Below are 12,089 nucleotides of genomic sequence, written 5' to 3' on the forward strand. Positions count from 1 at the left end.
TTACCTGTTCATCAAATGGTTAAAACGACTGGCTTCTTTTTCAATTACGACTGCCAGTTGTTCAATTTGTTCTGTAGTATTTTCTAATGAAACACTCACCCGGACAGCACCTAATGCCGTCATGTCATCTACACCCATGGCTTTAAGCACATGGCTTGGTATTTGTCGTCCAGTCCCACAGGCTGAACCACTGGAAACCGAAAACCCCTTGCGATCCAGTGACATCAGTAAGGTGTCGGAATCAAACCCCTGTAATGAAAAAAACACTGTATTTGGCAGACGTTCTGTTGACTGTGCAAAAACCGTAACCCCTGGTATTTCGCGTAATCGAATTTCCAGCAAATCTCTTAATTCACGACAATGATGCTGATAATGGGTTAATTGCTGCTTGGCTTTTTCAGCCGCTGCACCAAACCCGACTATTGCCGCAACATTCTCAGTACCACTGCGCTTTTCGTGTTCCTGACCACCACCTAATACATATGCAGGCCAGTCCAGTTTTTTATCAACAATCAGCGCGCCAACGCCTTTTGGACCACCAAATTTATGTGCGGACAGACTCATCATCTGAATCCCAGCAGCCTGAAAATCAATTTCCAACTTGCCGGCTGCCTGCACCACATCGCAGTGAAATACAATATCCCGTTGCCTGGTCAGCTCGGTTAACTGAGCTATATTCTGTACTACGCCTGTTTCATTATTTGCCCACATCACTGACACCAAACGGGTATCTTCGGTCAGTAAGGTTTCAAATATTTCAACGTTGATCAGTCCATCGGCTTTCACCGGAATGAACAACACTTCAAAACCTTGCTGTTGTAATCTTTTGGCAGGTTCAAGCACAGCAGGGTGTTCGGTACTGCCAATTAAAACTCGCCCGGAATCGTACATCTGAGCAACGCCACCAATGGCCTGATTATTCGACTCTGTGCCACCACTGGTAAATATAATTTGATCGGTTTCAACATTAACCAAATTAGCGACTTGTTGTCGTGCATGATCAATTGCCGCGAGTGTATAACGACCAAAACGATGGCTGCTTGAAGGATTACCCTGTTGCTGTTTTAGATAGGGCAGCATCATATCCAGAACGCCTTCAGCCAGTCCGGTTCCGGCATTGTGATCTAAATAAGCAAAGGACATAAGACTCAGTAACGAAAATTAAAGCGCATCAAACTTGATGACTTTTTCGCTGTTACCCCGGTTGTTAAGATTACGTTCGTAGTCATTTACTACATGATGCAAGGTGATACCAGCCAGATAGACTCGAATCTGATCACTCAGACTCTGCCATAATTCATGACTGACACATTGCTCATCTGCATGACAATTATGTTTGCCTTGGCATTGCGTGCTATCGACTTTTTCATCAACCGCTGAAATCACATCCAACACGGTAATTTCGGTAGCCGCACGGCTTAAACGATAACCACCGCCGGGACCACGAGAACTGCTGACTAACCCCTGTTTACGCAATCTGGCAAATAACTGTTCCAAATAGGAAAGCGAGATACCCTGACGCTCGGATATATCAGCAAGCGTAATCGCGCCGACACCGTAATTGAGACTTAAATCGAGCATTGCTGTCACAGCATAGCGACCCTTCGTCGTTAAGCGCATATTGATTTCCTATCACTGACTATTTTGATAGTTTTCCATACCCGACTATTTTAGTCAACTTTAGCTGAATCCTGATCTTTATCCAACTCGCATCCTTCAAGTTCAGGCATAGAAACATCCGGCATTTCGCCGCCTAAACGATGAATTGTCTGGCACATGGCATCCATGCGCTTTTCCATTAAATGAATATGCTCAATCAATCCATGAATAGCAGATGCCACCGGATCCGGTGTTTGTGTTGAGGTACCGTAAGCATCAAAACCAACCGATTGCGCCAGCTTTTCCTGGGCTTTTTTGTCGGGGTTCTTCTGACTTCTGACTACACGTCCCGGAATACCAACAACGGTTTCATTCGCTGCAACATCTTTAACCACTACCGCATTGGAACCAATACGAGCACCTTCATGAACAGTAATCGGACCTAACACTTTTGCCCCGGCACCCACAACAACATTGTTAGTTAACGTCGGATGGCGTTTACCACCTTTCCAGGAGGTGCCCCCCAATGTCACACCATGATAGAGCGTGCAATCATCACCAATTTCGGCGGTTTCACCAATCACTACGCCCATGCCATGGTCAATAAAAAAGCGTCGACCGATTTTGGCACCCGGATGGATTTCAATGCCAGTCAACCAACGACCGATAGTCGACATAAAACGCGCCAGCCACATCCAGCCTTTTTTCCATAACCAATGACTGAAACGATGCAGTGTTAATGCATGCACACCCGGATAAGTGGTGACGATCTCAAACACATTGCGCGCCGCAGGATCTCTGTCAAATACACAGTAGATATCTTCTTTAAAACGCTGCCAGCGGGTCACATGTAATTGATCGTTCATTTTGAACTCCTCGCTTTGGTCTCTGCTGCACGCAAAATGCCATGCAAAATCTGAACTTCATTCCGGTCAAGGTCTGCACGATTAAATAAACGACGAATCCGCCGCATTAAATTACGTGGATTGCTCGGATCTAAAAAGCCGATGGTGGTCAAACTGCGCTCGAAATGATCATATAAATGCACCAGATCTTCGGCGTGAATAGCCTCACGTTCTTCTCCCACACGACCTCGTTCAATGGTCGGATTGAAACTCATACGTAATTCATAGGCCATAACCTGAACCGCAGCAGCCAGGTTTAATGAACTATATTCTGGATTTGCCGGAATATTTATCAAGGTATGACATAGATCCAGTTCGTCATTTGATAACCCCGAATGCTCCCGCCCGAATACAATTGCAATATGGGTATCATCATTATATTTTTCAAGCGAGGCAACCGCTTCGCGCGGGTTCATTAATGGTACTGCAAGGTGTCTAAGCCGAGCACTCATGCCAAACACATGCTGACAACCGGTTAATGCAGATTGCAAGTTGTCATGCACAACTGCTTTGGCCAACACATCATCTGCTCCAGAAGCCCGTGCTGTCGCCTCGGCACTGGGATATATTTTCGGCGATACCAGATGCAGATTTGATAAGCCCATAGTTTTCATTGCCCGGGCAGAAGCACCGATATTACCTGGATGTGTGGTGCCAACCAGCACAAAGCGAACTTTGTCTAAAAGAGTCATGCAGTTTTCCTGGTGATAAACATGGCGTCACCGTAACTGAAAAAACGATAACGTTGCTCAATGGCGTGATGGTAGGCCGACATTATATGATCTCGTCCAGCAAAGGCTGAGACCAGCATTAATAAAGTCGATTCGGACAAATGAAAGTTAGTGACCATCGCATCTACTGAACGAAACTGGTAGCCCGGATAGATAAAGATATCTGTTTCACCAGAATAGGCCTCAATTTCGCCACTACGTGAAGCACTTTCCAATGCTCTAACACTGGTGGTACCTATTGCAATAACTCGTCCACCTTTTTCTCGGGTTTGACGAACCTTTTCACAAACGGTTTCGCTGACTTCAATACGTTCAGAATGCATTTGATGCGTACGAATATCCTCAACCCGTACCGGCTGAAATGTTCCTGCTCCGACATGCAAAGTGACTTCTGTCATGTCTATACCACTGTCGCGGATACGCTGCATCAGCTCATTATCAAAGTGCAACCCGGCTGTCGGGGCAGCTACCGCACCGATTTGCTTGGCATAAACGGTTTGGTAACGATCCAGATCGTTTTTATCAACTTCACGCTCTATATAAGGGGGTAAAGGTAAGCGTCCGTATTGTTCGAGCGCCTCAATCACATCGCCTTCTATATCAAACTTAAGTTCAAATAACGCATCCTGACGGCCAAGAACCTCAACCCGAAGCGCAGTTTCCAGAATTAAAATTCGACCCGCACCGGGAGATTTGCTGCTGCGAATATGCGCCAGCACACGTTTATCATCCAAAACCCGTTCTACCAATACCTCGATTTTACCGCCGGTTTCTTTTTCACCTAATAACCGGGCCGGAATGACCTTGGTATTATTAAAAACCAATAGATCATTGGGTTTGAGTAACTCCAGAAAGTCACTGAACTGGCGATCAGCCAGCTCACCATTATTTCCACCAAGTGTCAGCAATCGGCTGGCAGTTCGGTGTTTGGACGGATACTGGGCGATTAACTCCGGTGGGAGTTCAAATTGAAAGTCGGTACGTTGCATGGCGAGATCATAGCAGAGCTCTTGTGTTTTTCGTTAGGTAATATCGCTTCCCGCTATGAAAATATCATCAAAACGTTAAAACGGGCTTTCATAATCGGACAGCCCTCGTTATAATGCTCGGCTTGTTGCCGGGGTGGCGGAACTGGTAGACGCGCCGGATTCAAAATCCGGTTTCTTCGGAAGTGCGAGTTCGATTCTCGCCCTCGGTACCAACATTAAACCTTTTAAAATCAACAGGTTTATCCAGAATATTAAAGCCCCATCAGTTATGCTGTTGGGGCTTTTTATTTACCAGCATTAAACGTAAATTACCGCCTGTTTTGCTGTTTTAATGCTCAAGAACGATTCGATAACGTACATCCCCTTTTCGCAGTTTTTCAATCGCTTCATTTATCTGATCAAACGGATACATTTCCACAATTGGCTTGACCTGATGACGCTGAGCAAATTCCAGCATTATGCTGCAGGTTTGCATACTGCCGGTATCTGACCCGGAAATACTTCTTTGCGCTTCTGTCAGGTTAAATACTCTAATATCCAATGGCTCCATCGTTGCACCGACAAAATGCAGCCGCCCTTTTGGTTTTAATTTACTCAGGTACAGATTCCAGTCCAATTTGACGTTGACTGTAGATAAAATCATATCGAATTTTCTGGGCAATTCTGCCATAACGATGGCATCACGCGAATCCACACTGTAATGGGCCCCCATATCCAGAGCTTCCTGTAACTTTGCTGCGCTGGTAAATGCTGTGACTTCGCATCCCCAAGCTTGCAGAAATTGCAAAGCAATATGTCCTAGCCCGCCAATACCAATAACTGCCACCTTATCTGTTGGTTTGATATCAAATTGCACTAATGGATTGAAGACCGTCAATCCACCACAAAGCAAAGGCCCGACAGATTTAAGATCAATAGCTTCAGGTAATCGAATAACACTATTGGCATTTGCCCTCACCTTATCGGCAAAACCACCATGATGACCGACAATGGTAGGCGTAAGATCTGAACAGATATTTTCATCACCGTTATGGCATTGTTCGCAGGTTTCACAGTAATCGGCATACCAGCCCAATCCGACAGTTTGTCCGACTTCCAGATTGGTTACAGCAGTGCCTACCTTGTTTATTGTTCCCACTACCTCATGTCCAGCTATGACCGGGTAAGAAGACATTCCCCAATCGTTGTCGATAATGCTTATATCGCTATGACAGATACCACAATATCGCACCTCAATCTCGACCTGATGCTCTCCTAACAGGCCAGGGTCATATTGATATGGAGTAAGTTTGGCCCCCGGCTCCAACGCAGCAAAAGCATTAATCATTTGATGTCCTTTTTACAGTCAGGATTTTTAATCAGGTGATGATTATAAGTCAGCCTGGTCAGGGCTTTTATCTCAAACTGGCAAACTTTCAATGAAATATGACAGCCCGGTGACAAATGCAGATTTCACTTTTTATCTTTTGCTTTATTCAATGTCTTTAATGAATTAAATATCACTCAGCTATCCGACATGACAGCGCGTTGGTTTCATCAGTGAATCTGGAGCCGAATTTTTCATAACCCCGGACAGATGTTATAGTCAAACAAACACGATATATAGCTCTGTTTCAGACCTTAACGATAGGTTTTTCTATCCTCTTTTTGCCAATTTCCTTTTCTTTAATCTATGGATTCCGGTTTATCTCCCTGTAGTGATCTTTGAGAGGTATTTATGCATAAGAAATTAACAGTTTCAGTATTTTTAGTCTGTTCGGCATGTAGTCAAAATGATGCGGATCTGACATTTTCTGAGTTGGAAGCTGCTGGTTTTGAAAAACATCAACAACAGTATTTTCAACTAGTAGGAGCAACCAACGCATGGTCGGGCAGATGGGCCAATGAAGATGTCGAAGTGTATACCTTTGATGATCCCGATCTCGAAAATGCACCTTTTTATGAATCCATAAAAACGGAGGATCCCGGATCGACTTGGGCAGATAAATGTGTCCACAAGAATGTTATTTTGCTTAGTAAGGGTTATCAAGCCTGTGACCGTCTATACGAGCTTTAGACCAAAAGATGATGACGATAATTTAATTTATGCGAGGAAATGGAAATGAGTGAGGAGTATGCTCAACAACTAATTGATATTCTGCTTTTATCTGATAATTTTCAAATGGACTTAAAAGCCCTGATTTCCAAGGTGGCCCATTTTGATAGCGATTCAGCTGGGGATAAAAAATGTCTGGCAGAAGCCTTTGATATGTTAATGAGAGAAAAACTAATTTGGGTAGAAGATGAACCCATTTATGAAAGCCAAGGGGATCACGTGCACTTCAACGACATGAGTATTGGCTTAACGAAAACAGGATCCAACGCATCGATAAACTAATAAAATAGCCCTTCCAGATAAACTGAAAGGGCTTCTGTAAACGAAATATTATTCGGCTTCTTTAACAATCTGTGCCTGATGGAAGTTTTCAATACCCATTTTATCGATCAGACTAAGTTGTGTTTCCAGCCAGTCCACATGATCTTCTTCTGATTCAAGAATATTCTTGAATAAATCACGGGTGACGTAGTCACCAATTTGTTCGCAATATTGGATACCTTCTTTCAGGTCTGGTATTGCATCAAGTTCTAATGAGAGATCGGCTTCCAGCATTTCACGCGTATTTTCACCGATACGTAACGCACCCAGATCTTGTAGATTCGGTAACCCTTCCAAAAACAGCACACGTTCAGTCAGGGCATCAGCATGTTTCATTTCATCAATCGATTCATGATATTCATGCTCATAGAGATTTTTCAGCCCCCAGTCCTTATACATTTTTGCATGCAGAAAATATTGGTTAATGGCTACCAGCTCATTACCTAATACTTTATTCAACAGCTCAATAACTTTTTTATCACCTTTCATCGGATTCTCCCTTATTCCTGGATCTGATGAAGACGATTATCGTTCATAAAGAATAAATGTCAAAGATAAGTTATTGATATTAAAGGCAAATGATAACAATTATCATCTACATTCTGTTCCAGATGAGGTGAAAAAATAACAATTAGTAATTAAAGCTAAGTAAATTAGTGACTTGTTTGGTTGGCAAAAAGCCACATATAATTTATGGAAATAAAACGTTGGAAGTTTCTAAATTGAATTGGAGTTGAGATGGTTCTACTATCTGCGCAGAGTTAACGTGAACCGTTCACAGTTTGTGCAACCAGAAAGCTATCCTGCTCAATGGACTGTGGGGCATGTTGCTGCAAAACACGATTCACTTTGAACTGGCATTTACCACAGCAAGCTGTTGCTCCCGTGGTTTCACGGATTGCTTCAAGCGTGTCTGAACCAGCATCAATTGATGCTTTTACTTTATCGACATTCACGTTGTTGCAAACACAAACTATCATGAAATAAACCCTATTGGTTAACCTTGTTGCTAATGATAATGATTGTTATTTATTAAGTCAAAGGTCTTTTGTTATTTTTTGGGAGAAATTCCCAAAATTGTTACTTGCGATGCAGATGTTAACATCGTAACGTAGCTGTAACAGGCCTTAAGAGAACAGTATGAAAGCAATATCAGCGACGGTATTAATAGTTGAAGATCATCGGGATTTAGCTGCTAATGTAGGTGATTATCTGGAAGTTGGCGGCTTTACCGTTGATTTTGCTACAGATGGCATTACCGCATTACAGTTGTGTGAAGAACACCATTACGACGCAATCGTTTTGGATATCATGCTTCCTGGAATTGATGGCTTTGAAGTCTGCCGCAGATTACGTCAGGAAATGCATTTACATACCCCAATCATCATGCTGACCGCCCGTGACACCATTAATGACAAGGTGAACGGTTTTGATTTGGGTGCTGATGATTATTTGATTAAACCTTTTGAAATGCGTGAGCTCGAAGCCAGGCTGATTGCAATGATACGACGTCAACGGGGAGAACTCGAAGGTGGAAAATTAACGGTAGCCGATCTCACCTATGACCTCGATACCATGCGTGTTATGCGCGGCGATAAGCTTATCAAGCTGTCTCCGATAACTCTGCACATCTTGCGGATCCTGATGCGCGAATCGCCAAAAATTGTCAGTCGTGAACGTCTGGAAGCTGAAGTGTGGGGTGATGATGCACCCGATAGTGATACGCTACGCAGTCATTTATATAACCTGCGAAAAAGTCTGGATAAACCCTTTCAAAATCAATTAATGCATACCTTACCAGGTGTGGGTTATAAACTTTGCAGAGAAGAAGACCTTTAAAGATTATGTAGATTAACGGCTGCGAAACTGTGCTTTGGGAAAGTGCACACTGACCTCAGTCCCCTCGCCCATTTTGCTGGATAAACGCAGATTCCATTCATAACGATTACATAACCTTTTAACAATAGTCATACCAATACCATAGCCCGTAACCTGTTGTTTTTCATCTGCACGGAAAAATGGTTTAAAGACTTTCTGCATTTGATCCCGATCCATACCAATTCCGCTATCGGCAACCGAAAATCCGTCCGACCGGATAGAGACCGTAATATTGCCCCGCAGAGTGTAATTAAAGGCATTACGCAGTAGATTACCAATAAGAATCGGTAACACTCGTTCAGCAGCCAGTACGACTAAAATACCCGACTCTTCCACATTTACCGTGATCGGTTTATCGTGATGAATCATTCGCAGATTATCCAGTTCAGCAGCGATCAAATCATTGACGGTGATTTCCCTTAAAGGTAAAGCCTCTACCTGCTCTCTGGCTAATAACAACAACGTTTCAATCAGCGATTCCATATCCGTCAGCGTACGATACATACGATTCATCTCGGTCACTGCCTGATCGCCGTATTTACGTTCAACCAATTCCAATGCACCACGAATTACAGCTATTGGAGTACGTAATTCATGACTGACGTCGCGGGTAAAATTTCGTTCACGTTCAACAAAATTTTCCAGACGGTTCGTAAATTCATCCAATGCCCGGACCAGACTGGAAACCTCGTCATCCGGAATGCTTCTCAAATCATGCAGATCCAATTGGGGAAAATTGCCTTCCCGAAAGTCCACTTCATTGACTGCCCGTGAAAGTTTCATTATAGGTGAAACGGCCTTATGTGACTGTCGATAGGCAATCCAGGCCAACAGATAAAGCACTACCAGAACCATCGCCAGAGGTAATAGACCAAAGACTAAAGCCAGTCGGGAAACCTTCACTTCATCAAATATCAGATAGAGACGACGATCACCTTTATCCTCAACATAGACAATGGGCTGCTGGCCCGCCAGCTCAGCCCTTTTCAAACCTGGCCCCAGCTTCTGTAAGGCTGGTGGCAACTGGGAATAATTATCCCGTTCGGCCATGTAAGCTTTAAGGTTCATGGTGTTTGGTAATGGAAACGCTGGATCTTCTGAACGCATATCCCAGAAATGCTGGGCTTCACCCTCCAGAGCAGCACGCACCAATACATCTTCGAGAGTTGCCTTTGCAGCATAAATTCCTGCTATAGCCACCAGACTGATTAATGCAATTTGTATTAAAAAGACTTTAACCAGCTTGGCATGAAGATTGGTATTGGATTTAGCCATCGAATCAGTTTACTCGCTTGGAGAATAAATAATGCGTGACCAACCACTCGGTTCCATCGCGATAGCCAAATAATTCAGCACAGGCCATAAAGAATAACCGCCAGCGTTGTAGCCAGATAGTACCCTCACCTTTACCGTAGGTTTGATCAAACAATGCTTTAATCTGACTGGCATTTTTATCCGTATTTTCCAGCCAGGCTTCAGCTGTTTTCTGATAATGCTGACCATTGACCAACCATTGCTTTTCAATCTGCAAAGCCTCCTGAAAATGCAATAACGTGTCTGCTGAAGGCATCAATCCACCGGTAAAAAAGTAGCGTCCCATCCAGTTATCATCGCCTTCAGTTTCGAAAGGATAAACGACATTACGATGACAGAAAATATGCACAAAAAGCTTACCGTCAGACTTAAGCCAGCAACTTACATTGTTAAGCAACTGCTGATAATTACGCATATGTTCGAACATTTCTATCGAGACAATTCGATCATACTGCGTGTTCAGTTCGAGTTTATTGACATCGCAGGTAATGATATGAATATTAGTTAATCCGCGGGCAAACGCCTGCTTTTCAATGTACTCACGTTGCGAATTGGAATTTGATACAGCAGTGATTCGTGAATACGGAAATCGTTCAGCCATATACAGAGTCAGTGAGCCCCAACCGCAGCCCAGTTCAAGAATATCCTGCCCGTTTTTGAAATCTCCCCGTTCGAGATAAATATCCAACATGGCCTTTTCAGCCTGATCCAGCGATATGGTGTAATCATCCCACCAGCAACCGCTGTATTTGAGATGTTTGCCTAATGACAGTTGATAAAATTCAGCGGGTACTTCGTAGTGTTGTTCATTAGCCGCCTGGGTTTCTATCGCAATCGGGCTGTTTCGTAGCATTTCCATGCATTGATTTTTGATTTCACTGGCGGCTTCCGGATCATAGGCATTTTCATCTTGCAGGCGTTGCTTAAGCAGCCTGCGAATGCCAACTCTTACTAGCATGTCAGGCACCAGTCCTTTTTCAGCGATAGTGATCAGACTCATATTTTTTTCCTCCAGGGAATAAATGCACTGGTTGTTTGTTGATAACGACGATATTTATCCCCACGACTGCGAATCGCGTGTTGTTCGGTGTAGGGTATGCCGGTAATGAAATACAGAAATAACAACATCACTAATGGCGCTAGCCAGAGCCACGCTGCGTGTTCGATGCCAATCGCCATTAAGGGATAGCTAAACCAATGTAACCACTCGAAAAAGTAATTCGGATGTCTGGAATAATTCCACAAGCCTGTTTCGCAGACTTCACCTTTATTTTTCGGATCAGCTTTGAAATTGGCTAATTGCTTATCCGCAACAGTGACGCCGGTAATGGCAATAATGGCGACAGCTAGACCGGCATATTGAGCTAGCCCTAAAGATTCAATCTGCCCCTGATTAATGAACCAGACTGGAATAGCAAATCCCCACGCCAATAAAGCCTGAAACTGGAAAAAGAAAAAGTGATAAAAATTAGTTTTGCCCCCCCAGTACTGCCTCAGATATTTATAACGTCCATCTTCATCTTCTCCTAACACTCTTTGAGCAAGGTGTGTTCCCAAACGCAAATACCAAAGCAGCATGATGCCAGATGCCATAATGCTCAGTGGAAAATAGCCCTCACTGGTCAGCAAATGAAAGAAAGCCAGAAAACTTAATGAAAAAGCCCACAACACGTCGACAATTCCAGCATTTTTACTGCGAATCTGCCAAAACCAACCGCACAGCATTATTAAAGATACAATGCAAAGACTAAACCACAGCATGTTGTTTTCCTGATTCTTGATTGCGCCAATAATTCGCCAATGTCATTAATAATGGAATTGCCAATCCCCAGCTAATGGCAAGTACTACGATTAATATCTCTGGTTGCAGCCAGTCTAGTGCACCAAGACGACTACCTGCATAGTAGGAAACCGGGCTAGCAATAGCAGAAAATATTCCTGCCATCACACGACGTTTTAATAACCATGAAAGTGAGTGGTTAAGCGTTAACGCAAAATTGATCCATAAACACCATATCCACCAGGGTGCAATCGGTTCAATAGTTTGAGCTTGATAAGCCATTAAATTCCAGGCTGACCAGCTCGAATCCAGCACGACACCGATTAAAATTGCCGCCAGCACCAGTTTGTAATCAGTCTGTTTCCAGCGATAAAAACGAAAATGAAAGATCAAAAGGGCGACGGTAAAAATAACGGCCGGTGAATTCAACTCCGCGGCCCCGCTTAATACACAGACAAACCAACCGATTTGAAACAG

The 12,089-nt window shown here is 43.5% G+C and carries 15 protein-coding genes and 1 tRNA gene; 4 read left to right on the forward strand and 12 right to left on the reverse strand.

What is annotated here, in order from left to right:
* The 5 genes from B3M51_RS06525 to queA are packed head-to-tail and all read right to left on the reverse strand — an operon-like array spanning position 1 to position 4,224.
* Entirely contained in the window at positions 1-1,143 is a 1,143-nt protein-coding gene (locus B3M51_RS06525; protein WP_292757709.1) for a cysteine desulfurase family protein, read from the reverse strand.
* Positions 1,144-1,161: 18 nt separating this feature from the next.
* A complete protein-coding gene (locus B3M51_RS06530; protein ID WP_292757711.1) occupies positions 1,162-1,620 on the reverse strand; it encodes an Rrf2 family transcriptional regulator in 459 nt (152 codons plus the stop codon).
* Positions 1,621-1,670: 50 nt separating this feature from the next.
* Positions 1,671-2,465, reverse strand: a complete 795-nt coding sequence (cysE, locus tag B3M51_RS06535; protein WP_292757713.1) for a serine O-acetyltransferase — start codon at positions 2,463-2,465, stop codon at positions 1,671-1,673.
* Positions 2,462-3,196 (reverse strand): RNA methyltransferase, encoded by a 735-nt coding sequence (locus tag B3M51_RS06540; protein ID WP_292757715.1) that lies wholly within the window; start codon positions 3,194-3,196, stop codon positions 2,462-2,464. The genes cysE and B3M51_RS06540 overlap by 4 nt, the downstream gene beginning before the upstream one ends.
* A complete protein-coding gene (gene queA / locus B3M51_RS06545; protein ID WP_292480671.1) occupies positions 3,193-4,224 on the reverse strand; it encodes a tRNA preQ1(34) S-adenosylmethionine ribosyltransferase-isomerase QueA in 1,032 nt (343 codons plus the stop codon). Before queA ends, B3M51_RS06540 begins: the two co-directional genes overlap by 4 nt.
* 127 nt (positions 4,225-4,351) lie before the next feature.
* Here queA and B3M51_RS06550 point away from each other — a divergent pair.
* A tRNA-Leu gene (locus B3M51_RS06550) sits at positions 4,352-4,436 on the forward strand.
* A gap of 116 nt (positions 4,437-4,552) precedes the next feature.
* On the opposite strand, the gene ahr is transcribed toward B3M51_RS06550, so the two are convergent.
* A complete protein-coding gene (ahr, locus tag B3M51_RS06555) occupies positions 4,553-5,551 on the reverse strand; it encodes an NADPH-dependent aldehyde reductase Ahr (RefSeq protein ID WP_292757717.1) in 999 nt (332 codons plus the stop codon).
* A 390-nt stretch (positions 5,552-5,941) separates the two neighbouring features.
* On the opposite strand from ahr, the gene B3M51_RS06560 reads away from it, so the two are divergent.
* Complete coding sequence (locus B3M51_RS06560) at positions 5,942-6,280, forward strand: hypothetical protein (protein ID WP_292757718.1); 339 nt, start codon at positions 5,942-5,944, stop codon at positions 6,278-6,280.
* Positions 6,281-6,325: 45 nt separating this feature from the next.
* On the forward strand, positions 6,326-6,601 hold the full coding sequence (locus tag B3M51_RS06565; protein ID WP_292757720.1) for a hypothetical protein: 276 nt from the start codon (positions 6,326-6,328) through the stop codon (positions 6,599-6,601).
* A 48-nt stretch (positions 6,602-6,649) separates the two neighbouring features.
* Here the strand turns inward: B3M51_RS06565 and bfr are convergent, their stop codons facing one another.
* The gene (gene bfr / locus B3M51_RS06570) at positions 6,650-7,129 is read right to left on the reverse strand and encodes a bacterioferritin (protein WP_292757722.1); all 480 of its coding nucleotides are present in this window, start codon (positions 7,127-7,129) and stop codon (positions 6,650-6,652) included.
* A 272-nt stretch (positions 7,130-7,401) separates the two neighbouring features.
* Positions 7,402-7,620 carry a (2Fe-2S)-binding protein gene (locus B3M51_RS06575; RefSeq protein WP_292480679.1) on the reverse strand — a complete coding sequence of 73 codons (219 nt, stop codon included), beginning with the start codon at positions 7,618-7,620 and terminating at the stop codon, positions 7,402-7,404.
* A gap of 160 nt (positions 7,621-7,780) precedes the next feature.
* On the opposite strand from B3M51_RS06575, the gene B3M51_RS06580 reads away from it, so the two are divergent.
* The gene (locus B3M51_RS06580; RefSeq protein ID WP_292355973.1) at positions 7,781-8,479 is read left to right on the forward strand and encodes a response regulator transcription factor; all 699 of its coding nucleotides are present in this window, start codon (positions 7,781-7,783) and stop codon (positions 8,477-8,479) included.
* A 12-nt stretch (positions 8,480-8,491) separates the two neighbouring features.
* Here B3M51_RS06580 and B3M51_RS06585 read toward each other — a convergent pair whose 3' ends face one another.
* The 4 genes from B3M51_RS06585 to B3M51_RS06600 form a co-directional block, all read right to left on the reverse strand.
* Positions 8,492-9,793 carry a sensor histidine kinase gene (locus tag B3M51_RS06585; RefSeq protein ID WP_292757724.1) on the reverse strand — a complete coding sequence of 434 codons (1,302 nt, stop codon included), beginning with the start codon at positions 9,791-9,793 and terminating at the stop codon, positions 8,492-8,494.
* Between the two features lie 4 nt (positions 9,794-9,797).
* Positions 9,798-10,832 carry an SAM-dependent methyltransferase gene (locus B3M51_RS06590; protein WP_292757726.1) on the reverse strand — a complete coding sequence of 345 codons (1,035 nt, stop codon included), beginning with the start codon at positions 10,830-10,832 and terminating at the stop codon, positions 9,798-9,800.
* Complete coding sequence (locus B3M51_RS06595) at positions 10,829-11,593, reverse strand: DUF1295 domain-containing protein (RefSeq protein WP_292757728.1); 765 nt, start codon at positions 11,591-11,593, stop codon at positions 10,829-10,831. Before B3M51_RS06595 ends, B3M51_RS06590 begins: the two co-directional genes overlap by 4 nt.
* A partial coding sequence (locus B3M51_RS06600) for a DUF2878 domain-containing protein (protein ID WP_292757730.1) occupies positions 11,580-12,089 on the reverse strand: 510 nt, incomplete at its 5' end. The genes B3M51_RS06595 and B3M51_RS06600, both read right to left, overlap by 14 nt.

Origin of the sequence: Methylophaga sp. UBA2689 (assembly GCA_002354555.1) — a bacterium.
GTDB lineage: Bacteria > Pseudomonadota > Gammaproteobacteria > Nitrosococcales > Methylophagaceae > Methylophaga.